The 25,144-nt window shown below is 41.6% G+C and carries 23 protein-coding genes and 1 pseudogene; 18 read left to right on the forward strand and 6 right to left on the reverse strand.

Features of this window, described 5'->3' with window-relative positions:
* Positions 1-224 precede the first annotated feature (224 nt).
* The gene (locus J7649_RS13700; protein ID WP_005247880.1) at positions 225-647 is read right to left on the reverse strand and encodes a hypothetical protein; all 423 of its coding nucleotides are present in this window, start codon (positions 645-647) and stop codon (positions 225-227) included.
* Positions 648-796: 149 nt separating this feature from the next.
* Here J7649_RS13700 and eat point away from each other — a divergent pair, with 149 nt between their 5' ends.
* The 7 genes and pseudogenes from eat (at position 797) to J7649_RS13735 (ending at position 7,608) form a co-directional block, all read left to right on the forward strand.
* The gene (gene eat, locus J7649_RS13705) at positions 797-2,239 is read left to right on the forward strand and encodes an ethanolamine permease (protein ID WP_219308637.1); all 1,443 of its coding nucleotides are present in this window, start codon (positions 797-799) and stop codon (positions 2,237-2,239) included.
* Between the two features lie 25 nt (positions 2,240-2,264).
* Positions 2,265-3,650 (forward strand): ethanolamine ammonia-lyase subunit EutB, encoded by a 1,386-nt coding sequence (locus tag J7649_RS13710; protein WP_005247877.1) that lies wholly within the window; start codon positions 2,265-2,267, stop codon positions 3,648-3,650.
* A gap of 9 nt (positions 3,651-3,659) precedes the next feature.
* Positions 3,660-4,474 (forward strand): annotated as a pseudogene (gene eutC, locus J7649_RS13715) (ethanolamine ammonia-lyase subunit EutC).
* Between the two features lie 138 nt (positions 4,475-4,612).
* A complete protein-coding gene (locus J7649_RS13720) occupies positions 4,613-4,945 on the forward strand; it encodes a hypothetical protein (protein WP_005106219.1) in 333 nt (110 codons plus the stop codon).
* A 201-nt stretch (positions 4,946-5,146) separates the two neighbouring features.
* Positions 5,147-7,093 (forward strand): mechanosensitive ion channel, encoded by a 1,947-nt coding sequence (locus J7649_RS13725; RefSeq protein WP_005247875.1) that lies wholly within the window; start codon positions 5,147-5,149, stop codon positions 7,091-7,093.
* Between the two features lie 68 nt (positions 7,094-7,161).
* Positions 7,162-7,329: a hypothetical protein gene (locus J7649_RS13730; RefSeq protein WP_005106221.1), complete on the forward strand. Its 168-nt coding sequence runs from the start codon at positions 7,162-7,164 to the stop codon at positions 7,327-7,329.
* 129 nt (positions 7,330-7,458) lie between these two features.
* Positions 7,459-7,608: a hypothetical protein gene (locus J7649_RS13735; RefSeq protein ID WP_005247874.1), complete on the forward strand. Its 150-nt coding sequence runs from the start codon at positions 7,459-7,461 to the stop codon at positions 7,606-7,608.
* A gap of 29 nt (positions 7,609-7,637) precedes the next feature.
* Here J7649_RS13735 and J7649_RS13740 read toward each other — a convergent pair whose 3' ends face one another.
* Positions 7,638-8,837 (reverse strand): BaiN/RdsA family NAD(P)/FAD-dependent oxidoreductase, encoded by a 1,200-nt coding sequence (locus J7649_RS13740; RefSeq protein ID WP_219308639.1) that lies wholly within the window; start codon positions 8,835-8,837, stop codon positions 7,638-7,640.
* 187 nt (positions 8,838-9,024) lie between these two features.
* Here J7649_RS13740 and J7649_RS13745 point away from each other — a divergent pair, with 187 nt between their 5' ends.
* Positions 9,025-9,348 carry a DUF4870 family protein gene (locus tag J7649_RS13745; RefSeq protein ID WP_044111062.1) on the forward strand — a complete coding sequence of 108 codons (324 nt, stop codon included), beginning with the start codon at positions 9,025-9,027 and terminating at the stop codon, positions 9,346-9,348.
* Here the strand turns inward: J7649_RS13745 and J7649_RS13750 are convergent.
* Positions 9,345-10,226, reverse strand: coding sequence for a 1-aminocyclopropane-1-carboxylate deaminase/D-cysteine desulfhydrase (locus tag J7649_RS13750; RefSeq protein WP_219310130.1), 882 nt, complete (start codon positions 10,224-10,226; stop codon positions 9,345-9,347). The two genes, J7649_RS13745 and J7649_RS13750, sit on opposite strands and share 4 nt — an antisense overlap.
* Positions 10,227-10,406: 180 nt before the next feature.
* Here J7649_RS13750 and J7649_RS13755 point away from each other — a divergent pair, with 180 nt between their 5' ends.
* Together J7649_RS13755 and J7649_RS13760 are read left to right on the forward strand one after the other, a co-directional pair.
* A complete protein-coding gene (locus J7649_RS13755) occupies positions 10,407-10,589 on the forward strand; it encodes an NF038215 family lipoprotein (RefSeq protein ID WP_085064447.1) in 183 nt (60 codons plus the stop codon).
* Positions 10,590-10,692: 103 nt separating this feature from the next.
* On the forward strand, positions 10,693-11,316 hold the full coding sequence (locus tag J7649_RS13760; RefSeq protein WP_219308641.1) for a LysE family translocator: 624 nt from the start codon (positions 10,693-10,695) through the stop codon (positions 11,314-11,316).
* Positions 11,317-11,385: 69 nt separating this feature from the next.
* Here J7649_RS13760 and J7649_RS13765 read toward each other — a convergent pair whose 3' ends face one another.
* Positions 11,386-12,573: an ammonium transporter gene (locus J7649_RS13765; RefSeq protein ID WP_219308643.1), complete on the reverse strand. Its 1,188-nt coding sequence runs from the start codon at positions 12,571-12,573 to the stop codon at positions 11,386-11,388.
* A 448-nt stretch (positions 12,574-13,021) separates the two neighbouring features.
* The gene (locus J7649_RS13770) at positions 13,022-14,002 is read right to left on the reverse strand and encodes an MBL fold metallo-hydrolase (RefSeq protein ID WP_219308653.1); all 981 of its coding nucleotides are present in this window, start codon (positions 14,000-14,002) and stop codon (positions 13,022-13,024) included.
* A 268-nt stretch (positions 14,003-14,270) separates the two neighbouring features.
* Here J7649_RS13770 and J7649_RS13775 point away from each other — a divergent pair, with 268 nt between their 5' ends.
* Together J7649_RS13775 and J7649_RS13780 are read left to right on the forward strand one after the other, a co-directional pair.
* Positions 14,271-14,387 carry a hypothetical protein gene (locus J7649_RS13775; protein WP_086044934.1) on the forward strand — a complete coding sequence of 39 codons (117 nt, stop codon included), beginning with the start codon at positions 14,271-14,273 and terminating at the stop codon, positions 14,385-14,387.
* 91 nt (positions 14,388-14,478) lie between these two features.
* Entirely contained in the window at positions 14,479-15,543 is a 1,065-nt protein-coding gene (locus J7649_RS13780) for a hypothetical protein (protein ID WP_219308655.1), read from the forward strand.
* Positions 15,544-15,907: 364 nt separating this feature from the next.
* Here J7649_RS13780 and metG read toward each other — a convergent pair whose 3' ends face one another.
* The gene (gene metG, locus J7649_RS13785) at positions 15,908-17,968 is read right to left on the reverse strand and encodes a methionine--tRNA ligase (protein WP_219308664.1); all 2,061 of its coding nucleotides are present in this window, start codon (positions 17,966-17,968) and stop codon (positions 15,908-15,910) included.
* 313 nt (positions 17,969-18,281) lie between these two features.
* On the opposite strand from metG, the gene J7649_RS13790 reads away from it, so the two are divergent.
* From J7649_RS13790 to J7649_RS13815, 6 genes are all read left to right on the forward strand, one after another.
* Positions 18,282-19,079 carry a putative sodium/potassium/calcium exchanger gene (locus J7649_RS13790; protein ID WP_219308666.1) on the forward strand — a complete coding sequence of 266 codons (798 nt, stop codon included), beginning with the start codon at positions 18,282-18,284 and terminating at the stop codon, positions 19,077-19,079.
* Between the two features lie 273 nt (positions 19,080-19,352).
* Positions 19,353-20,612: an iron-sulfur cluster carrier protein ApbC gene (apbC, locus tag J7649_RS13795; protein WP_219308668.1), complete on the forward strand. Its 1,260-nt coding sequence runs from the start codon at positions 19,353-19,355 to the stop codon at positions 20,610-20,612.
* Positions 20,613-20,869: 257 nt separating this feature from the next.
* The gene (locus J7649_RS13800; protein ID WP_004732019.1) at positions 20,870-21,463 is read left to right on the forward strand and encodes a LysE family translocator; all 594 of its coding nucleotides are present in this window, start codon (positions 20,870-20,872) and stop codon (positions 21,461-21,463) included.
* A gap of 123 nt (positions 21,464-21,586) precedes the next feature.
* On the forward strand, positions 21,587-22,156 hold the full coding sequence (gene dcd, locus J7649_RS13805; RefSeq protein ID WP_004280726.1) for a dCTP deaminase: 570 nt from the start codon (positions 21,587-21,589) through the stop codon (positions 22,154-22,156).
* Between the two features lie 234 nt (positions 22,157-22,390).
* Entirely contained in the window at positions 22,391-24,406 is a 2,016-nt protein-coding gene (locus J7649_RS13810; RefSeq protein WP_219308670.1) for a hypothetical protein, read from the forward strand.
* A gap of 12 nt (positions 24,407-24,418) precedes the next feature.
* Positions 24,419-25,141, forward strand: coding sequence for a hypothetical protein (locus J7649_RS13815; protein WP_219308672.1), 723 nt, complete (start codon positions 24,419-24,421; stop codon positions 25,139-25,141).
* Positions 25,142-25,144 lie beyond the last annotated feature (3 nt).

The following is a 25,144-nucleotide window of genomic DNA, read 5'->3' on the forward strand; positions in this document are numbered from 1 at the left end:
TATTTGGATTATTGCTATAAAGTCTAAGTGCTCGTTTATATTCATCTTAGGGGATAAATCCAGCATGACTCAAGCTGAATTTATTGCTGAAATGTTACTGAATCAGCAAAGAAAATCTGCTGATAAATGGCTTCATACAAATAGATAAAGGGATTAAGCTAAAAAGATGAAAAAAGAATAAGCCATAAAAAAACCTCCATTACGGAGGTTTTTTCGATTCAAGCTTAATGCACAAACATATCCATGGATTCACGGATTTCCTGAATAGCTGTTTCGACATCGGGGCTGAGCCAGGTCGGTTCAAAGAATCCGGCATAGTGCTCAATACGGTCTGCAGGCACCACCAGGCGAACCGGACAGTCTTCTTCCAATAATCGCCACGGAATAATCGGCACTTCATTATCCAACCATGCCGTTACATCTCGAATATCGATAATCATCGCATTGACACAGTCCGGAAAAGGCATCACGGAAAATTCTTCGGTACGACGGCGGAAATATTCCAGATCCTGCCAGCGCAGCAGGAAGCTTGGCTTGCTGAATTCAATAATTCCAATCAGATGCTGATCACGGCTGTAGTGCAGCATGCATTGATGTGTGACGTCAGTATCAAGATCAAGCGATACACTTTGTTGACGATACGCCATATAACTCGGGTGTATAAATGAGAAGGTGGATAATTATAACGCATTTCATCGCTGAAAGGCAGCGTCTCAACTGTCTTCACTAAAGCCTGCGGAACCGGTATGGCTTATGCATATCTTCAGGGAACAACGATAAAAACAACGAGGTTGCTATGTCAGAGTCAAAAAGTGTGATTGATACCAGTGTGACTGAAACAGCAGTACAAGAAGATTATTTTGCCTTGCGCCAGCTCAAGAAAGGCGCCGTAGGTTGGCTGCTTCTCGTCGGTCTGGGGGTCGCGTATGTGATTTCCGGTGACTTCGCTGGCTGGAATTTTGGTTTGGCACAGGGGGGGTGGGGAGGCATGTTTATTGCGACCATTGTGGTGGCATTTATGTATCTGTGTATGTGCCTGGCCATGTCCAAAATGTCAACCATGCTGCCGACTGCGGGTGGGGGTTACAGTTTTGCCCGGACTGCTTTTGGTCCCTTTGGCGGCTATCTGACCGGAAGTGCCATCCTGATTGAATATGCTATCGCACCGGCAGCAATTGCCTGTTTCATTGGTGCCTATTGCGAAGCCCTGTTTGGTATTGGCGGCTGGATCATTTATCTGGTGAGCTATCTGGTGTTTATGGGCTTGCATCTGAAAGGTGCCGGTGAGGCACTCAAAATCATGTTTGTGATTACCGCAATTGCTGCGGTAGCCTTGATGGTGTTCATCTTTGGCATGTTGCCCCATTTTAATAGTGCAAACCTGTTTGATATTGCGGTCAGTACGGAAGCGGCGGGTGCAAGCAGTTTCCTACCATTGGGCTATCTGGGCATCTGGGCAGCAGTGCCTTATGCGATCTGGTTTTTTCTGGCAGTTGAAGGGGTGCTGCTGGCAGCAGAGGAGGCCAAAGAACCAGCCAAATCCTTGCCACGTGGCCTGATTGGTTCCATGCTGATTCTGGCATTCTTTGCGCTAAGTATCTTGTTAATCAGTCCTGGCGCAGCAGGTGCAGATACGCTGAAAGATTCCGGTGCGCCACTGGTTGATGCTTTAGTAGCGGTTTATGGGGCCAATACTTGGATGGCAAGTTTCGTGAATTTTGTCGGGCTGGCGGGTCTGATTGCCAGTTTCTTCTCGATTATCTATGCCTATTCCCGTCAAATTTTTGCGCTCTCACGTGCCGGTTATTTACCGAAAAAATTGTCCTTAACCAACAGCAATCATGCACCTTATTTGGCCATTATTATTCCGGGCATTATCGGATTCCTGCTATCCCTTTCAGGTGAAGGTGATTTGCTGATTCTGATGGCGGTCTTTGGTGCCACCATTTCCTATGTGCTGATGATGATGTCGTACATCAAGCTTAAGTTATCCAGACCAAATCTGGCGCGTCCGTATAAAGCACCTGGTGGTATTGTGACTGCATCAATTGCGCTGGTACTTGCGGCGATTGCCGTAGTGGCTGGCTTTCTGGTCGATCCTAAAGTCTGGTTAATGGCAGCTGCGATTTATGTCGTACTGATTCTCTATTTCCTATTGTATAGCCGTCATCATCTGGTGGCCGGGACACCGGAAGAAGAATTTGCGCGTATCGAGGCAGCAGAAAAGGAATTGAAATAAACCATCTTGCAGGGAGAATACGCTTATGCTGTATCAGATCAATGTGGCCAGTCAGCATTATGTCTTTGAGGATTTAAAAACCTTATTGGCCAAGGCTACCCCTGAACGTTCTGGTGATCAGCTGGCAGGGATTGCGGCCGTGGATGCAACCGAGCGTATCGCTGCACAAATGTGTCTGGCAGAAGTACCGTTACAGCAGTTTTTGCATGAAGCTGTGATTCCTTATGAGGCGGATGAAATCACCCGCCTGATTATGGATGAACATGATGCCGATGCTTTTTATCCGATCTCGCATTTTACTGTGGGGGATTTTCGTAACTGGCTGCTGAGTGCAGATGCCACCACAGAAAAACTTGCTGCTTTAAAAATGGGCTTGATTCCGGAAATGGTCGCAGCAGTGAGCAAAATTATGCGCAATCAGGATCTGATTCTGGTGGCAAAAAAATGTCGTGTAATCACACGTTTTAGAAATACCATTGGTCTGGAAGGTCATCTGTCGACACGTTTGCAGCCGAACCATCCGACTGATGATTTGATGGGAATTTCTGCATCTATTCTGGATGGGCTGATGTACGGCAATGGTGATGCAGTCATCGGAATCAACCCAGCTACAGATAATCTGCAGAATTTGACTGAGCTGCTCAAACTACTCGATCACGTTATTCAGGAATATGATATTCCGACTCAATCTTGTGTTTTGACCCATATCACTTCCGGCATTCAGCTCGCCAATAAAAATGTTCCGATTGATTTAATGTTTCAGTCTATTGCGGGAACCGAAAAAGCCAATACCGGTTTCGGCATCAATCTGGCGCTGTTACAGGAAGGTTATGAAGCCGCTCTAAGCCTGCAACGCGGCACCGTGGGCCAAAATGTCATGTATTTTGAAACCGGACAGGGCAGTGCCTTGTCTAGCAATGGGCATCATGGCGTGGACCAGCAGACTTTGGAAGCGCGTGCCTACGCCGTGGCGCGTAAGTTTAATCCCTTGCTGGTCAATACTGTAGTCGGCTTTATCGGGCCAGAATATCTGTATAACGGCAAGCAGATTATCCGGGCCGGGCTGGAAGATCATTTCTGTGGCAAGCTGCTCGGTGTACCAATGGGCTGTGATATTTGCTACACCAATCATGCCGATGCCGATCAGGATGATATGGATATACTGCTGACCTTGCTTGCCAATGCCGGATTGAATTTTATCATGGGGATTCCCGGTTCAGATGATGTGATGCTGAACTATCAGACGACATCCTTTCATGATGCTCTTTATATTCGACAGTTATTAGGACTGAAACCAGCTCCTGAATTTGACCACTGGCTGGAGCAGCAGGGAATTTTGGCGCAACAGTCTAATCAGTTGCACTGGCCGACCGAATTGCCGAAGCAATTTTCACGTCTGATCTTGTCTTGAAGAAGTGCTATGAAACTAATTGCTGATGTGAAATTTGAGTCTCAATTGCAGGATAATCCCTGGCAGAAGTTAAAAGCCTTTACTGATGCACGGATTGCCTTAGGTCGAACTGGGGGCAGCTTGCCGACTCGACCAAGTCTGGAATTTCAGTTGGCACATGCGCAAGCTAAAGATGCGGTACTGAAGCCACTTGATGTTGAATTCTTAAAATCTGGCTTAGCTAAAACGGGACTGCCTATTCTGGAAATTGAAAGCCAGGCGGTAGAGAAAGATCTTTATCTTAAACGTCCCGATCTTGGGCGTGTGCTTTCAGAACAGTCCAAAACGATATTGCAGCAATACCGGGCCGAACATCAGCAACATTGGGATGTAGCCATTGTGCTGGGAGATGGACTATCAGCACGTGCCATTGAGGAAATAGCCTGCATTTTATTCCGGCCTTGCTAGAGGCATGCAAAGAACAAGGCTGGCAGATTGCCCCCTTAGTGATTGCCCGTGGCAGTCGTGTGGCACTGGGTGATGAATTGGCAGAAATTTTACAGGCGAAAATGCTGGTCATGCTAATTGGCGAACGGCCGGGTTTGAGCTCACCCGATAGTATGGGAATTTATTACACTTATAATGCTTTTAAAGGGTGTCATGATGCCTTGCGCAACTGTATTTCCAATGTCCGTTCTGCGGGCTTGGCCTATCCACTAGCTATCCAGCGACTGGTCGCATTGATGCGTAAATCCTGTGAGTTACAGCTTTCAGGGGTGCAGTTGAAAGATGAACACGAAACCCCAGTCGATATGCAACATAGCCCAGCCAAACGGCTATTTTAAAGTAGCATCTAGCAGAGAATTCTGATGGATTAGTGACTTACATCCCGTCACCATCTCACCATGTTTTGTCACAGAAGCCCTATTCACAGCTTGTTATTCTAAAAATCTACTTATGAATAACAAAGAGTGAGGATGGTTATGGTCGATGATTTCAATAAAAAACCACCTTTAAATCATCAGGCAGACGTGACGCAGAAAAAGCGTATCCCTGTTTATATCTTGATTTTGGTCGGTATTTTTTTACTCGCACTACTGTTCTATATGTTTGCTGACATGAATCCAGATGCGAATGATGCTCCTGCAGGACATCCAAATCCGAATGTACAGCCTGCTACCCCAAATAATTCAACTCCAGTCGGTGAGCCTACACAAGGCACCGCCACCATGAATGATGGAACGGAAGCTACAGCAACCGTGGGTGATGGCACGGAAGCAACAGCAACTGCGACTGATGGACAGGCGACTCAATAACTGAAAATACCTGAAAAGCTCTAGTGAACCACTGGGGCTTTTTTGCAATGGATGGTGATGTTTTAAGGTAGTGCCATCTACCTGGCTTGAGCCTGAAAACATCAAATCTAATATGAATCCGGAAAAAGAAGGGGCTGATTGTTTCAGGGAGATGCCCCCGATTTCAGATAAATAGCTTAATAACAAAGAGGGTAGAACAACATGAATGATTATATGAGAAGCCCGCGTGGTGGCTTCGATGCCATGTACTATTGGGATCAGTTCCATCCCATTCTTAGTGCAATTGCCATATTAGTAATTGGCTGGATCATTGCGTTACTGGTCTCGGCAGGCGTTAAAAAGCTCTTGCAAAAACTGGGCACCAATACACATTTAAATACGGCGACAGGTCATCACTCCAATGTGGAGAGCATTATCGCCCGCGTCGTGTTCTGGATTATTCTGATTATTGCCGTGATTGGTGCGCTGAATGTACTTAATCTTACCAGTGTCAGCGGTCCATTCAGTAATATGATCCAGCAATTCCTGTTATTTATCCCGCAGTTACTAGGTGCAATTGCAGTCGGATTCATAGGTTGGATTGTGGCCAATCTGGTCAAGATAGGGTTACAAAAGCTACTGGACCGAACGCAACTCGATGAAAAACTTAGTGCTGAAGTCGGTGTCAGTCCGATTAGTAAAAACATCAGTGAAATTGCTTACTGGTTAATTTTATTGCTGTTCTTGCCAATCGTACTGTCTATTTTGGGTCTCAACGGTCTGTTGTTACCAGTTCAAAATATGCTGACCGATGTCGTAAGCTACTTACCAAACATCTTCATTGCTGCAGTCATCATTTTTGTTGGTTATATCCTGGCGAAAATTGTGCGCGGTATTGTTGAAGGGCTATTAAACAGTCTGAACGTACAACAACATGCTGAAAAAGTAGGCATCTTTAAAAACTCGAATGTTTCCCAGGTGATTGGGTCATTTATCTTCGCCGTGGTGATCATTACCGCACTGATCATTGCATTTGAAGCATTGGGTATCGAGGCCATTTCTCAGCCTGCTACAGCCATGCTGTATGAAATCATGAATGCCATTCCGAATATCATCGCTGCTGCGTTGATTCTGATTCTGGCGTATGTGGTGTCTAAACTGGTAGCACGTCTGGTGGTTGAAGTAGTTGCCGGTACAGGTGTTGATGAAATTCCTGCCAAACTGGATATCCAGCGTTTTTTAGGCACGACTAAACTTTCCAGTGTAGTCGGTTTCCTGATCGTTTTATTCACCATGCTATTTGCGGTATCTGAAGCAGCGAACCGTCTGGGCTTTGAACAGATCAGTGGTCTTATTGCAATGTTCATCTACTTCGGTGCCAATATCCTGCTCGGTGCGGTGATTCTGGTAATCGGTTTCTGGCTGGCAAATATTGTTGCGAATATCGTACAACGTGGTGAATATAACAGCTCACGCTGGTTAGCCAATCTGGTTCGTGTTCTGATCATGGGACTCGTTGTGGCAATGGGTCTGCGTGCCATGGGTATTGCCGATTCAATTGTTAACTTGGCATTTGGTCTAACTTTGGGTGCTGTAGCAGTGGCATTTGCCTTGGCATTTGGTTTGGGTGGTCGTCAACCTGCGGAGCGTGTACTCACAGATTTGATTGATAAAGCCAAACGAGAAGCTAAAGAACCCAATCCAGTCAAAGAAAAAGCTGAGAACAGCATATTTTCTGGATTAGGTAGCAAGACCACAGGTACAAGTGCAGCCGACATGTCAGGTACTACAGGTGCGGCGATGGGTATGAGTTCTACAGATAGCTCAATGAGCCAGTCCTCTGGTGGTTCGCAAACTGCTACGGGTACTAGCGATTCCTCAATCACAACTCCAGGAGCAGGCATCGTGCCAAATCAGGATTCAGACAAGAGTACGCCTATGAGTACGGATTTATCCCATACTACCCCGGCAATCCTTACCACTGCACCACAGGATGATGAGTCATTAGGTATTGATCCTGTCAATCCGGATGCGGATCAGGCCGTACCAGATTCAGTAAAAGTCGATCCGACTCATCCACCAGCCAATAATCCATTTGGTTCAACCGGAGAAAAAGAGCCAGATGTCGATATTGACCGTTCAACTCAGAAAAAAGATGACCTGAAATAACCTTTTATTTTTAAGCAAAATCGACCACGCTCATGTGGTCGATTTTGTTCAGTCATAAGGAAAAATGAATGAATACCAAGAAACCTAACAAAGTTCTGGCGCCTTTAGTCATTGCAGGAATTACGATTGGCTTTTTTACCGCTGCCTATCGATTTATTTTTGTAAAGAGCAAGCAGGACGAGCAGTCTGAGCGGGAGCTGGATAAGAAAATACCAGAGGCAGACGAATTTAACTGAGAAGTCAATCCTGCTCAGTCGCTAGGAATAGAATTTATTTTTTAAAAAATATAGAATATTCAAGTGAATACTAAAATTATTTTGGTATTTTTCTTGCATTAAAAATATAAAGAAAAGGAGATCAACAATATGTGGAAAGCACTGCAACATAAATTCATGGCATCTTCAGCAGATGACTTACCGCTATGTCTGCGAGAAGCTCAAAAAATGCAGCTGGCGATTGACCGTCTAACCAATACGGCCAATCTTAACCTGTTTAAAACAGATTATCTGGAATGAGTTAAGTAGCAATCCAGATTATCTATTGATTAAATATATTCCGATGCGGCATGTGCCGATGACCATGCCCATTGGAAATTATAACCGCCCAAATGTCCGGTAACATCCAGCACTTCACCAATAAAATACAAGCCTTTCTGCTTTTTACTTTCCATGGTTTTTGAGGATACTTCCGTGGTGTCTACACCACCCAAAGTCACCTCCGCTGTACGGTAGCCTTCAGTTCCTGAAGGTTTCACTTCAAAGCCATGCAGACGTGCCGCAATCTGTTCCAGCTTGTCATCACTGATATTGCCAATGGCAGTTTCAGCGCTTTCAGTCCAGATTATACTTTGTAATTCAGCCACCACACTTTTCGGTAAATATTCATTGAGTAGTGTACGTAACAAGACTTTGGGCTGGCTTTGTTTTTTGGATTTGAAGAAATCCAACAGATCAACACTTGGAAAAAAATCTACCTTAAAGCTCTGCCCGACATTCCAGTAGTTGGAAAGTTGCAGGGAACTTGGCCCACTTAAACCGCGATGGGTAAATAGTAGCGCTTCGGTAAAGCTATTAAGCTCATTCGAGAGTGTTGCTTCTACGGCATTGCCGCTTAAGCGCGTGGTGACTTCTTTAAATCCGTCAGAGAAGGTAAATGGAACCAGTCCGGCACGGGTTGGATAGACGTGATGTCCAAACTGTTTTGCAATCTCATAGCCAATGCCTGAACCGCCAAGTGTAGGAATCGATAAACCACCGGATGCCACGACGACAGATTCAACTTCAAAGTATCCCAGTGAGGTTGCCACCTGAAAACCTTGATCATCGACTGGATTGACTGCTTTCACTTCGCAGCTGGTTTTGATATCGACCAGACCGGTTTTGTCACATTCCGCCAGCAGCATCGACAAGATATCTTTTGCACCATTTAAGGTAAACAGCTGTCCATGTTTGCGCTCTTCATAGGCAATACCGTATTCACATACCAAGCCGATAAAGTCCCAGTTGGTATAACGCGTTAAAGCTGAAATCACAAAATGTGGATTGTGTGAAATGTAATTGCTCGGTTCGACTTCCAGATTGGTGAAATTACATTTACCACCGCCAGACATCAGGATTTTTTTGCCAACCTTATTGGCTTTTTCCACTACCACGACTTTACGCCCACGTTGCGCAGCCATATACGCCGTCATTAAACCTGAGGCACCGGCACCTATGACTAGAACATCGTATTGCTTGGAAGACATCACACACTCAAGGGAGAAGAAAAGGGAAGCATTATAGACAATTTTATTTCAGCTTTCTCTATTCCAGAAAAATCAGTTCCGTGATTGCAGATTCACAGTGGATTTTAAACATAAAATATTTGAAAGCTGTCTAAAACTCATGCATAGTTTTTGTACAAACTAAAAACATAATAACAAGGAAAAGCGAATGGCAAGCGCGGAAGATTTAAAACAATATAATCTCATTACTTATATTCTTTATATTTTAGGATTTTTTCTTGGTCTGACCCCATTTATTGCGATTGTGATGAATTATATCAAGCGTGATGAAATGCGCGGTACCTGGCTGGAAAGTCATGTCGACTGGCAAATTAAAACCTTCTGGATCAGTTTGCTGGGCTATATCGTCGGTGGCTTATTGACTGTGATCTTGATTGGTTTCCTGATTGTATTTCTGGTCTTTATCTGGCATATCTACCGCTTGGTCAAAGGGTTAATTGCCTTAAATAATAATCAACCGATTGAAGCTTAGGTTGCTGTAAAACCAAAGGGAATATGACGGCCTTGCAGACCACCAGTATGAATCACCAACAGTTTTGATCCAGCCGGAAAATAATTTTTCTCGATTAGATCAAAAATCCCCATCAGCATTTTAGCCGTGTAGATCTGCTCCAGTGGAATTGCAAATTCGGCTTCAAAATCCCGGATAAACTGTACCAAGGCTGCACTAGTTTTGGCATAGCCACCACAGCAATAATCATCGAGAATGTTCCAGTTGGTTTTATTCATTAGTTGGGCGACTTCATCTTTTAAAAATGAACCTTTCAGTGCGGAAAATCCTAAGATCTGTTGATGCGCGTGACTGGCTTCGATCAATCCGCTGATGGTGCCACCGGTGCCTACTGCACAACAAATCACATCAAATTGCGCATCGCTATCTTTTAATATTTCCTGACACCCTTGAATCGCCAAAGCATTGGTTCCACCTTCAGGAATCACATAATGTTCAGGAAATTGTCGAGCGAGTTCGGCCAAATACTCAGGCTGTTGCTTGCGCCGATATTCATCACGACTGACGAAATGCAACTGCATCCCGAATTCTTGGGCGGTGGCTAATGTTGGATTCAATGGTCGATCAGCCAGTTCTTCACCCCGAATCACTCCAACACTCTGAAAACCAAACTGCTGTGCGGCAAATGCAGTAGCAGCAATATGATTGGAATAAGCACCTCCAAAACTCAGAATATGCTGATAACCCTGTCTTTTGGCTTCAAGAAAATTATATTTCAGTTTAAAAAACTTGTTGCCCGAAATTTGCGGATGCACCAGATCCAGACGACGTATTGTTAAAGTAATATCGTGAAAATTAATCTGTTGATCTGGAATATTTTGAGCAATTTTTTCAAACATAGACATTAAGATAGTAGGTTATTAAAACATTATAGCGGAAGTGCTAAAAATCAGAGCTTTTCAATAAGCCATTATTCGCTGAGAGCTATGGAGTTGGTTGTAGATTGTCACAAATATTCTGCTGATAATTTAAATAACAATGCTAATCTAAACAGAGGAAACCCTGAGGAGGGTAGAATAATGAAAATATTATCCTATGCTGTGTGGGTCGGCATGCTGCTCAGTCTGTCGGGCTGTGATGATGCGATGAATAAACCTAAAACAGAAACCCGCACCATGATTATTGGTGGCGTACCTGTACATGAGCAGGATTATCAACTGCTAGACAAGCATTTAAGTGCTCAGGATCAGTTAAAACCTTAAGTAATTGCCATAGTTAAAATTCATGATAAATCCAGAAATTTTTACAGCAAATCGTCAGGTTTTTGCTTAAAATAGCCCTTCAATTTTTAAGTCAGGTTATTTCGTGGAATCATTCTGGATTTTAGGTTCGATTGCTTTTGCCCTGATGTTAGGCGCAATGAGTCCCGGGCCAACTTCTATTTATGTGGCAAAAAATTCAATTGCCATTTCACGTAAACATGGTTTATTTACTGCCTTGGGTACTGGTCTCGGTGCAGCGATTTTTGGTCTGCTGGCGGTTCTCGGTTTGCAGGCATTTTTACTGGCTGTACCCTCAGCGTACCTGGCCTTAAAACTTTGTGGTGGTTTATATTTACTTTGGTTGGCGTTTAAAATCATTAAACATGCCAAAGATCCGATCGAAGCGGATACAACCATTAGCAAACAGATGTCTTTACGCCGTGCTTTTACCACTGGTTTAATCACACAGTTGTCCAATCCCAAAATTGCGATTGTGCTGGCCAGTATTTTTACCGCGTTATTGCCCAAAGAAATTCCAACGTATTTTTATTTTGTTTTGCCTGTCTTATGTTTCTTTATTGATGCAGGCTGGTGTTCACTAGTCGCAGTTGCATTATCTGCGGAAAAGCCACGTCGTGTTTATTTGAAGTTTAAGGCTTTGTTTGACCGCGCAGCAGGCGCAGTTATGACGGTACTTGGCTTAAAATTAATTTTTGGTATGAAGTAATTACTTCATCTAGATGCTCTGCTTATAAATAAAAAAAGCCCCTAGTCGTAGAGGCTTTTTTTATGTCTATTAAAAAGTATTTTCTTCCGAATTAGCAGAAATACGATGAATCGACAAGTCTGCACCATTGAACTCTTCTTCCTCAGTCAGGCGAATACCCATCAAAACCTTAAGCAGGCCATACACCAAAAAACCACCCGCCAAAGCAATGACAATCGCCAGCACTGTACCTATGAGTTGTGAAATTAAAGACACTCCTCCCATTCCTCCGAGCCATTGCTGACCGAAGATACCCACAGCTAATCCACCAAAAGCACCACAAACACCATGTAAAGGCCAGACTCCCAATACATCATCCACTCTAAGTTTATTTTGGGTATAGGTAAAAAGTTTCACAAAAATAATACCGGCGCTGATCCCGATAAAAAAAGCACCCAAGGGATGAACAACATCTGATCCAGCACAAATCGCCACCAGACCTGCTAAGGGACCATTATGCAGGAAGCCCGGGTCATCTTTCCCCGCAACTTTGGCTGCTATTGTTCCACCGATCATGGCCATCAAAGAGTTAATGGCGACCAGTCCAGAAATGGCATCCAGCCGCTGCGCGCTCATGACATTGAAGCCGAACCATCCCACAATCAGAATCCATGAACCCAAAGCCAAAAAAGGAATTGATGAAGGAGGATGCGCGGTGATCCGGCCATCATTTTTGTAACGGCCATGACGCGCACCAAGTAGGATTATTGCGGCAAGTGCCATCCAGCCGCCCATTGCATGAACGACAACTGAGCCGGCAAAATCATGAAAACTTGCACCAAATGCATGGGTCAGCCAATCCTGAAAACCAAGGTTGCCATTCCAGATCATACCCTCAAAAAACGGATAGATCAGCGCAACCAGAAATAATGTCGCTAAAGCCTGTGAACGCATTTTGGCACGCTCTGCAATCCCTCCAGAGATAATCGCTGGAATTGCTGCAGCAAAAGTCAACAGGAAAAAACAGCGCATCAGATTGTAGCCATGATCGGCAGACAAGGTTGCAGCATCATGGAAAAAGTGCTGACCGTAGGCAATATAGTAGCCCACTAAAAAATAGGCGATGGCGGAGATGGCAAAGTCGGTTAGAATTTTACTTAGGGCATTGACCTGGTTTTTATGTCGAACTGTTCCAAGCTCTAAAAAAGCAAATCCAGCATGCATGGCAAGCACTAGAACTGCACCGAGAAGAAGAAATAATAAGTCTATATTTTGCATGGTGCGTTCCAATTTAGTGCGCGGGATCACAAAAGAAAATCAGTATATAGAGGCAAATTGATTGTAGAAGAGGGCTAAGCAAGGGAAATTTTGATGAAGAATTTCTTGAAATTGATAAGACTCGATATAAAGCACGTTACTATTTTTTTGCACCAAACTAAGACATGGCGAGAGTTCATAAAATTCAGATTTATATTATATTTTTAGGTGTTTATATTTATCGTAAGAAAAACGGTGCTAAAAAAGCATGCTAAAGGTGCACGTAAAAAGTAAAAGATTTTTAAGAAAAAATTTAAAAATAAACGAAACTATTGCTTTTAAATTTCAAAGCGTCATTCAAGTTTTAAATTTACCAAGTCATAGGGAATCTGGCTGAAGGATATTTAAAATAAATGAAACCCTAAAAAATTAGGGTTTCATGCTTAGATAAAATTATTGAAGTATTCAATTAATCTTTAAAATGTACCGGAATCCATTGATAGCTTTTATTGTCTTTAGAATAAATATGTCCAATCCCCGGAAATGGCAAATGTGGTGCTGCTACCGTCTGACCATTTTTCGCATATTCAGCAAAATATTTTAAGCGGGTTTCGATCGCCTTTTTCGGATCGACATCAAAGTCAACGCCGGTCTGTGGGCGATCAAACTGCAGCGTATGTGAATGCACAATATCTCCAATAAACACCATCTGCTGACCTTGTGATTTTAAGCTAAAACCAAAATGCCCCGGTGTATGTCCAGCCGAACTGATGACATCGAAAGCATGGATTTTATCGCCAGTTTTAAAGGTTTTGAGCTGATTCTTGACCTGATAGGGGGCAATGGCTTTCTTGATTTTATCGACTGTGCCCAAAAAACCTGCCTGCTTGGCTTTTGGTAATTTGTCTGCTGTTTTAGAATTCATCCAGAAATCCAGTTCAGTTTGAGACACATAAATATTGGCATTGGGAAAATTGGCCACGCCATTATTGCTGATGCCGCATACATGGTCAGGATGCAAATGCGTGAGCAGGATGGCATTGACCTGTTCAGGTTTATGCCCTGAAGCCTGTAAATTGGAATACACTGAACCTAGGTGTGGACCATTACAGCTTGAAGTTCCGCTATCGACCAGAACCAGTTCTTTGGCTGTATTGACCAGAAAGGCATTCACGGATGTCTGGATGCCTTTGGCCTGATCGACGTAGTATTTTTTCAAGATCTGATCGGCTTGGGCTGCTGGAATATCTTTAAATAAGGCTTTGGACAGATAATTGCTACCATCCAGCAGGGCAGTAATCTGGTAATCTCCGAAGTTATACTGATAATACCCCGGAACCTGTTTTTGTTGTTGGGTGCTAGAAACGGTTTGTGCATGTGTTTGAGAGATACCCGTCATTGAACCTAAAGCAAGCAGTGACATGACGAGAGAAGATGTGAAGTATTTCATGGCTATTCTTATGTAATTAAAGTCAATTCTATGTATTAGCACGGATGCCAGCAAAAAAGAATATGAATATATTTACCATTTTTTTAAATAGCAATGCCGATTTGGCATCTGTACTAAAAATTAAGTCTGAATCTGTATATTGATTTTTTGAAAGTAAAGAATTTATTTTTGATGAAAATATTATTATAAATAAAATGCTTAGATACATTTCACTTTTTATGAAAAGCTCGTTAACATGGGGTATTACGAACAAGCTTTGGGTGTCGCGATGAGTTTTTGGAAAAGAAAAAACAATGCCAGCTTTGTATTTTTCATTATTACCTTATATTCACTACTGGGTTTTGGACTGGGCTATGTGATTTGGGAATTTGTGTTGCAAGGCTAAGTGACCCAGCTATAAAAAAGCCTCTAGAGATAGAGGCTTTTTTGATGGATTATTTCGAAGAAAATAGATAATTACTTAATGAGAGCATTGTATGAGCGAACCAGAGCACTCAGGAAAACCTCTAGCTTATTTAGATCAAAATATTCTAGACTTATTTAGTGAATATAAAGAAAAGCCATTGCTTAGTAGAGATTCAGATTTTTTTAGATATTTAAAAGAAGAAGTACAAGCTGTTTATTCACCCATTACTTTAGAAGAAATTTACAGATCAGTAATAAAGGGGAAAAGCAGTAAATATTGTGTCGAGTTTTTAGATATCTTAAGGGAGTTAAATGCACACTATATCGCCTTAACTACTAATGAGCATGGGACTTTAACAAATACTATTTTTAGATCCTGGGATGATCCACTAGTTCATTTTAATAATTATATTGAAAATAATTTTTTAAACAAAATGATTAATCCATCAACTAAGAATTTATTTGCTTTATATGGTGGTGTAAAGGATTTTAAAACTTTTGAATACAAACAAATTGAAGCTTTTGATAATTTATTACTATTTTTAGAAAAATCTTTAAGTGATCTTAAGAACAGTACATACAAAGATGACTATCTTTTATCAGAAATAGAAAAATTTAAAGTTAAAATCCCGAACCTAATGAATCAGCGAGATAAATATAAATCATATATTCAGAGATCGGTAAGGCATTTAGAAGAGTCTAATAAAGAAAAATCACCTCATAAATCTTTACGAGAATCATTGAATATCAATCATGATAACTTACAAAAAATTAAATTACCAAATGCTTTAAATCAAATATGGAAATTACTTCAAGAAAACAATCCTGAATTGGAAAATAATGAGTTAGATGACTTCTTTCAATTGAAAAATTTAATTGGTTCAGAGCAGGAATACTATATTTTTCAAAAAGTAAATCAAATTTATACTATATTAAATCTGATCGGTTATTATCAAGATGAAGGATTACATAAAGAAAAGCGTTCTATTGCATCATTCAGTGACATGTCACATGCATCTTATGGTTGTTTTTGTGAATATCTAATCACTCGTGATGAAGCCTTTGCGCAAAAAACTAATGTTGCATATGAGTATTTAAATATTGCAACTCAAGTTTTTTGGCTCAAATTAAAATGATTTCAAACTAAAAATAGTGTTAAGCCAATACTTTATTTAAACATTTGGTCTGTTCGATGTAATAAAAAAGTTGACTTAATGATGGTATTAATTTAGTTGGAGGCGACATGGATGTCGCCGTTCACTTGTGATACATGGAAGTATCATCAAGTTAACAAAAGATTTTTGTTACTTTTGATCTTTCAAAAGTAAGGCAATAGTTTCTGACCTCTCCCTAACCCTCTCCTATAAGGAGAGGGAACTACACAAAAATTTATTTAGTAATGAATGCTCCTCCCCCTCTGGGAGAAGGTTGGGATGAGGGAAATAACTAATAAAAAAGCCCCTACATCAGTAGAGGCTTTCTTTGCTTAAAATGGAAATCTTAAGACACTTTATCACCCGGTTTAGCACCAGATTCAGGTGAAATCACCCAAACACCTTCGCCATTACCCGCTGCAAGTACCATACCGTTCGAAATACCAAAACGCATCTTACGTGGCGCAAGGTTCGCCACCATCACCACCAGTTTGCCTTTTAAGTCTTCAGGTTGGTAGAACTCACGAATACCACTGAACACATTACGTGGCTCAGCTTCACCAACGTTTAAAGTGAGTTGAAGCAGTTTGTCAGAACCTTCAACCGTAGCCGCTTCCAAAACTTCAGCCACACGCAGGTCAACTTTCATAAAATCATCAATATTAATGATTTCAGCTTCACCGACTTTAGGTTCAGCTTTCTTTTCAATCTTCTTCTCTTTTTTCTTCTCAGCTTTTGCTGGTTCAGCAGCAGGAGCAGCTAAAGAATCTTTAGATGCATCCACCATGGCAGCAACCGCTTTTGGATCTACACGTTGCATTAAGGGTTGGAACAATGCAATTTCATGACCCACTAGAATGGTTTTGCGAGAAGCAAAATCGAAGCTTTCAAGTTGCAAGAAATCTTGAACCTGTTGAGCTAGTGTCGGCAATACAGGAGCCAAGTAAACTGCCAATTGACGGAACAGGTTGATCCCCACAGAACATACATCATGAACCTGTTGTTCCTGACCTTCTTGCTTAGCAAGTGCCCAAGGCTTTTTCTCGTCGATGTACTGGTTGGCTTTGTCTGCCAGTGCCATGATTTCACGAATCGCCGCAGAGAATTCACGTGCTTCATAAGCTTGAGCAATTGAACTACCGGCATCAATAAAGCTTTGTACCAATTCAGGTTCAGCACATGTCGTGCTTAACTTGTTATCAAATTTGGTGTTAATGAATTTTGCACAACGGCTGGCAATATTTACGACTTTACCGACCAAATCTGAATTTACTTTCTGAACGAAATCATCAAGGTTCAGGTCAGAATCTTCAACTTTGTCAGAAAGTTTCGACGCGAAGTAATAGCGTAGATATTCAGGATTTAAATGCTCTAAATAGGTTTCCGCTTTAATAAATGTGCCGCGAGATTTTGACATCTTTTGGCCATTGACAGTCAAGAAACCATTCACGAATAAGCCTGATGGCGTGCGGTAGTTTGCACCTTCAAGCATTGCCGGCCAGAACAGGGCATGGAAATACACGATGTCTTTACCAATGAAGTGATAGACCTCATTTTCAGAATCTTTTTTCCAGTAGTCATCAAAATTCAATTCAGGACGTTTGGTTTTGATGTAGTTTTCAAAGCTCGACATATAACCAATCGGCGCATCCACCCAAACATAGAAATATTTGTTTGGCGCATCTGGAATTTCAAAACCGAAGTATGGCGCATCACGTGAGATGTCCCAGTCATTCAAGCCATTTTCAAACCATTCGTCCAGCTTGTTGGCAATCGATACCGGCAAGCGACCTTCATCACGAGTCCATTTTTGCAGGTATTCACCAAAATTTGGCAATTTAAAGAAGTAATGATCAGATGATTTTTCGACTGGAGTTGCGCCACTTAAAGTGGAATGCGGATTCAACAACTCTGTCGCATTATAAGTTGCACCGCAGACTTCACATGAGTCGCCGTACTGATCTTCCGCCTTACATTTAGGACAGGTGCCTTTAATGAAACGGTCTGACAGGAACATGCCTTTTTCAGGATCAAAAAGCTGGGTCACCGGACGAACTGCAATATTGCCCGCATCACGGTTTTTCACATAGATTTCTGACGCACGGGCACGGTTGGTATCGCTATGTGTAGAATCATAATGATCGAAATGCACACCGAAACCGTCAAAGTCACGAATGTGTTCTTTTTGCACATTGGCAATTTGCGCTTCAGGTGAAATGCCATTCGCTTCGGCACGTAGCATGATCGCGGTTCCGTGAGCATCATCCGCACAGACATAAGTCACATCATGACCCATCGCACGCATGGCACGTACCCAAATATCTGCTTGGATATAGCCAAGTAAGTGACCCATATGAATCGGGCCATTGGCGTAAGGAAGGGCATTGGTGACTAAAATTTTACGCACGGATTCACTCTCTCATTCGTATTCATTATGCAATGGGCCATAATTTTACATGATGCCGAGGGGATTACAAAGAAATGCTTTGCTGAAACCCTGCGAATAGATGGACTTGGACAGCCCGAATACAAAAGCCTGCATCATCTTTAGCATATAGCTTTTCAATACAGATTTGACTCAGCTCATGCTACATCCTGCAAACAATAGCAACAACTTGTACAGGCTTTGTTGCAGTTTGCTTACTTCGCCCGATTCGCGTGATGCTTTGTGCTAAAAAAATGGCTGATTGTTTATATGATATGCCTAAGGAGGGTACCTCATGACTCAGCAGAACCAAAACAATACGTCGAAGCAAAATCAAGATAAAGAACAACATGCACGCGAATTGAATGATCAGCTTGCTAAAGAGCAAAAGCAAAACGAGATAGATAAACAGCATAATCAGGAACATAAGAACGGGCAAAGTGCCCAGACCCATGCTAATCAGAAGTCTGATACCCAGCATAACGGTAAAGATGAAAATGCTGAGCAATCAACGCAAAAAGACAGTTCTCAAGAGAATCAGTCCGATAAAAAAACTGAAAGCTTTAAGATGGATGACTTAAAAGCCAAAGCGATAGCGATCGGTGAAGAGCTATTGCAAAAAGGTGAAAAGCTTCTGAATGAGCTGAAACATGGCAAATCTGACAACCAGCAAAATGCTGAGCAAGGTTCGGATGATGCGAAAAAGACCAAAGCGGATCATGCCTCTCAAGATAAATCATCTAACAAGTCAGATAAACAAAATGCTAAAGATGGTCAGACCGATCAGCAGGCAGGTATGGCAAATTTAAAAGATGAAGCCATGCATAAGTTTGAAGATACCAGACAGAAAATCACAGATTTATTCAGCGAAGCCTCGGTTAAGTTCGCTGAGCTGAAACAGATGGCAACTGATACGATGAATAAAATGAAAGATAATCAATCGAAGGAAGGTGATTCTAATCAGCAGCAAGATGCCAAAGATACAGATTCAGAAAGCAACTCTCAGTCCAAAAAGGATGAATCGAAACAAGATCAGGATAAAAATACTAAGGATCAACAGGACAAATCTGAAAACAATAAAAATCATAAATAGTCTGTGATCAGGGAGCCACTTTAATTACAGAGGGTTAAAGTGGCTTGATCGCATAAGATCAGTAAAAAAATTTATTACATCAAAATAGTCCATCTCTCTTTTCTTTCATTATTTCTATTCACCAAGATTCCATAAAATATTTCACAAAACCGAGTAAAATGGTTGGAAATTGAAGATATCTGTTTCATCTTCTCCAATACAGTGCTTAACCTTCGCCTAAAACCCCGTTAAACTAAGCGATTCAGATGTCGATCTACATTTTTGGAGTAACCTATGTCTTGGCTTTCTTCGCTTAAATCGGTTTTTTCGCCTTCCAAGGAGGTGAACGAAGAAGCTGTGCAAAACGTACTGCAAAACTATATCTTGCCAAATTCCAGCAATGCCTTGAAAGATCGTATTACGCAGGTCAATGTACAGGGTGAGATTCTGCAAATCACTTTGAATACCTATCCAGAAGAAAAAGCGCAGCTGCAACAGATTCATGATGAACTGGCGGAAGCTTTGCAAAAATGTGGTATTCAAGAACTGAATATGCATGTGATTCAGCAGAAAACTGGACATAAGAAAGAAGGTGGTTGCGGGCATAATCATGCTGAAGGTGAAAACTGTTCAAGCGAGCCTAAAGCGGAAGAAAAACCCAATCTTCCCCCTGTGGTTGATGCGTCGGCACAGCCTGCAAAAGCTGAAGAAGCTGATCCAAATAATCCACCTATTCAAAAAGCTGCGCCGCAACAGCGTGATGTTCCAAAACACCCAAGGATTCAAAATGTGATTCTGGTGTCATCCGGCAAAGGTGGCGTAGGTAAATCGACCACGACTGTAAATCTGGCTTTGGCTCTACAGAAATTAGGCCTGCGCGTAGGCGTACTGGATGCCGATATTTACGGTCCAAGTATCCCGACCATGCTCGGCAATGCCGGCAAAACGCCAATGATCGAAGCAGAGCAGTTTGTTCCAATTGAAGCCTATAGAATGGCGGTGTTATCAATTGGCCATTTAACTGGAGACCACAATACTCCAGTCGCTTGGCGTGGTCCAAAAGCCACGGGGGCATTGATGCAGTTATTCAATCAGACCCTATGGCCAGACCTCGATGTGCTGATGATTGATATGCCACCTGGCACAGGCGATATCCAGTTAACTCTCGCGCAGCGTATTCCGGTGACGGGCGCAGTGATTGTGACGACACCACAAAACGTGGCATTGCTGGATGCGACCAAAGGCATTGAATTGTTTAATCGGGTGCAGATTCCGATCATGGGCGTGATTGAAAACATGTCGACCCATATCTGCTCAAATTGTGGTTTTGAGGAACAGATTTTTGGTACAGGTGGTGGCGATAAACTGTCTGAGCAATATCAAATCCCATTATTGGGCCGTTTACCTTTGGATGCTAAAATTCGTGAAAATGCGGATGCCGGTACACCTTCTGTCATTGCCGAAGATGCTGCTGCAGAAAGCTATATGCTGATTGCAGAGAAAATTGCAGCGCAGCTACCTAAAGCAGAAAAAGATCATAGCCGAATTTTCTAATTCTATAGATAATTCAGATATTTAAGCCTTAGTTAAAAGCTAGGGCTTTTTATTTCTTATTTTTAAAATTAGCTCGATTTAAATGACCGAAATTGACTGAAATGACTATCGGGTATTTATCCTAAATATTTATATAAGTATTTGAATTAATTAAAATAAATAAATTTAAATTTTAGATCATATGTTCTCTTACAATTATTTTTTTGCAGCACTGACCGAATTCTTCTATGCTACTCGGATTAGAGCGAGGTCAAACTATGATTTCATGGTTTTTTATTGGTTTAGTGGCAACCATTCTTTTAACACCAGGCCCAACCAATACCTTATTGGCATCTTCAGGCATTCAGGTCGGATTTAAAAAAACATTTCGTTTAATTCCTGCGGAAGCCTTTGGTTATCTGATTGCCATTAGCTTATGGGGCATTCTGATCGGAAAAATTTCCGTTCATCTTCCGCTTTTACCGACCATTCTCAAACTTTTTAGTGCTGGCTATATTCTATTTCTCGCTGTGAAATTATGGCGGACTGCAGAAATAAGCGAAAATCTTGAAAATGTCTCGATTCGCGCACGAGAATTATTTTTGGCAACCTTGCTTAATCCTAAAGCACTTTTATTTGCCTCAGCGATCTTTCCTGTCATTGTCTGGAAAAGCGGCCAACATTATGTGACTCATATGCTGGTTTTCTTGCTTCTGTTGATCCCGATTGCATTCTTCTGGACTTTTCTGGGTTCAATCCTGGCCAGAAAAAACAGTCGCTGGCTCAATCAGAAAAACCTGCAGAAAACGGCTTCGCTGGTATTAATGAGCTTTTCCATTCCTTTAAGCTATTCTGCACTTTTAAGTTTATAAGCTGATCTCAATCAGCAATTTTTTGGCAACTTTAGCTCTAAGCCTTTCACTTATTTTCATTAGTGTCAATTTCAGTTAAAGTACGTCGCAATAACTTGTTCTTAAGATTTTTGGATTATATCAATGGCAATTAAGTCTGATCGTTGGATTCGCGAAATGAGCGAAAAACACGGCATGATTGAACCGTATGCAGAAAACCAGGTACGTTTGGATGAAAATGGTCAAAAGCTGATTTCGTATGGCGTATCCAGCTATGGTTATGACGTGCGTTGTGCACGTGAATTTAAAGTATTCACCAATGTGCATTCTGCAATTGTCGATCCGAAGAACTTTGATGAACGCAGCTTTATTGATATCGAGTCGGATGTCTGTATCATTCCGCCTAACTCGTTTGCTTTGGCGCGTACCATCGAATATTTCCGCATTCCACGTAATGTTTTGACCGTGTGCTTGGGCAAGTCTACTTATGCGCGTTGTGGCATCATTGTTAACGTGACTCCGCTTGAGCCAGAGTGGGAAGGACACGTCACTTTAGAGTTTTCAAATACGACCAATCTTCCTGCGCGTATTTATGCAGGTGAAGGTGTAGCGCAGATGCTGTTTTTTGAATCTGATGAAGTCTGTGAAACCTCATATAAAGATCGTGGTGGTAAATATCAAGGTCAGACAGGCGTTACTTTGCCGAAGACCTAATTGTTTTAAAATATTGAATGACGGGACTTTATGTCCCGTTTATTTTTTTGAGATTTTCATTCATCGGAAACTGCTATTTTTCGCCTAATTGGCTTTGGCATCTGTATCAAAAATCAGCATAATGGATTCCGCATAACCATAAAAAAGATGCGATGCATTATAAAAAATCAAAGATTGGCGGCTGGGAAGCTGAAGCATAAGGTGCGGAGCATCGAATAAAAAGGAAAGAGTGAGATGGCTCAGATAAAAGATATATTTAAATTTCGCAAAAGTTATTTGGCGATGACAATCGGTTTCAGCCTGTTGCCTTCTGCACATGCGATGCAGGAATTATCAGATTCTTCTCTTTCTGACACCACCGGTGAGGGTGTTGCGCTGGTACTTGATGATTTTAAAATGGTGTTTCAAGGTCCTAAAGATCTTTCTGCTAGTTCTAGTTATGCCAGAGGCATTGAAAACCCCGGACAAGCAGATACAGGCTTTATTCGTATTATCCCGACGGGTGAGAATTACAACCAACTTGGGCAGCGTGTATACGACAAAGTTTATAAATCTACATATGATAATGCTTTTCATGTTGAAAGAACGCAGAATTATGCAACTGAGTATCAGCAAGCCTTTGATACCTTAAAAACTGATTTTTATAATGATAACTATAATACGATTAAAAATACTCATGATACACAAACAAACCGGGACGCATTTAAACAAGAATTAGTTGATTATTATTATAATACAGACTTTATGAAAGCCTATTATGACCAACGTCGTGATGATTATTATAATGGAGCCGGTAACCCCCTTTTAACTCAATATGATCTGGTAGATGATGGCACAACAATGTTTGAGCATTTACGATGGGATTTAATTGGTTTAGATGATAAAGCCAAAACTAATACATTGGAAATGATTCAGCTTCTGTATGGCCAAAATGCAGATCGGCAGATTCCAGATACTCAATGGAGTACGACTGTTGATAGACAAAATATTATTGGAGCAATTGTAGATGCAAGAATTATTGAACTAGTTAAAGCAGAATACAACAAAAAATTGGAAGCTGCTCTAGCTGGAATGATGAAAGATGCAGATAGTGCTGCTATGGCTGAAATCATTGCTAGAGCAGATCAGGCTGCTAAAACTGAAGCTGCTAAAAGCTCTGTGAGCACTTTAAGAACTAAAGCCGATGTATTTATTTATGGTCTGGCATTATCGAAAAGCGATGGTTCTTTAAGCACACGATACAGTAATCAGGGTTTTAGCTGGGGATCAGCAGATAATCCTTGGTTATTCCGGGCAGGAACTGAAAACGTCAAACAGTTTAAGGACGCTGCTAAAGATGTAGGCTATATTGCTTTGGAAGCCCCATTAAGTCCAATTGCAGGGGTCGAAAGTGATAATAATATCAAGCTGGGCTTCTGGAGTGATATTTTTGCACGTGAGCTTAATTCCTCGAATGCTGTAGATCCTATAACAGGTGGGCCGACTTCAGGCCTTGACACAAATTATCGATTAAGAACTCAATTTATTGCTAATGGTCTGAGTTTTAATGGCTCGCAAGTTCGGTTATTCCAAACCTTAGAATCTGACAATAAGAATTACAGCCAAACATTAGGTATGGCGAGTATTGTTCGTCTGAATACCAATGATCGACCAGAAAATCTAAGCAGTAGCGATAGTAATCTTAACAGTAAAGGTATTCGTCTCAGTACCGCAGCAAAAACAGATGCACTTGATGGTAATGTCCCGACCCCGGCCTTGAATGGAAGTGATGCTCCTATATTTCATGATTCTGAGGGTTTATATCTCTATAGTCCAAATATTAATTTGGTGCTTGGTAATATGTACCAGCCTTTCGTTGTCGGTTCAGAAGGCAATAATATTATTTTAGAAGTGACACGTATTCCCAATATTCCTGCTATTTATAATCAAATTTATCAAAATTATGGGGGCGGATTGGGTACAACAGATTTAAAGGGTTCGACCTGTAATGTCTATAGTTGTGGTACACCGATTAAAAATAATGTGTCAGATACCACCGCACTTTATCAAGGGCGTAATGCGACTCACAGTAGTATCTCAATAGGGACTACAGAGCGTATCTCAGGAACAAATATGCTGCGTGCCAAGGATGGTGTGAATTCAACAGGAATCGTATTTAAAAATACTGAGGGTGTAAGTAAGAATTTTGGATCTGCTGTCATTGATGGTGTCCTGATTCAGCATCTGAAAATTAGAACAACTGGTCTTTAAGGGAGTATAAGAATGTCCAAATTAGTAACACTCTGTGCATTATTATGTACTTCTATGGCCAGTCTTGCCGGATTGGAAGCCCTTGATCAGCAAGCATTAACCAATACAGTGGGGCAGGGCGGAGCAGATCTTAACTGGACTTTATCTTTAAACCATGTTTATGCGACAGATTTAAGTAAAGATAAAATTTCTCGGCTTGATGGAAGTGGCAACCCGCTAGAAGTATTTTATGTTCTAGATCCCACCGCTTGTGGAGCAACAAAACAATTTTGCCGTCTGGCAATAGCACCGAATAACCATGTCGATGCCAATGGAAATAAAAAGTGGTTAGTCTTTAAAGGCATTCAAGGCACGATTCAGATTGATAAATTTTCAATTGATGGGACAACCATCATTAATCATCGTAATGAACCACAGACGGCGATGCAAATTACCTTTTATGATCACCAGCCTTTAAAGATCCGTAATTTAGGCTTTAATACAGTTTCCATTGAAACGGGCACAGGGGATGGCGCCTTAGAAGGTTATGCCAATATAGGTGTTTATAGTACGTATACAGGGCGTACCTATAATGCCGACGGAACTTATACAACCGCGCCCCAAGATGTTCCTTCGTTTGATCAAGGTGCTGAAAAAGGATTTATGGGGTTGAACGTTCATGGAAATCTGCATATGTCAGGCAATTTGAAAATATTTGGTTATAACTGTACAGGTGGGGCACAAAGTCGTTGTTAGTAA

This window comes from Acinetobacter lwoffii (assembly GCF_019343495.1).
GTDB lineage: Bacteria > Pseudomonadota > Gammaproteobacteria > Pseudomonadales > Moraxellaceae > Acinetobacter > Acinetobacter lwoffii_P.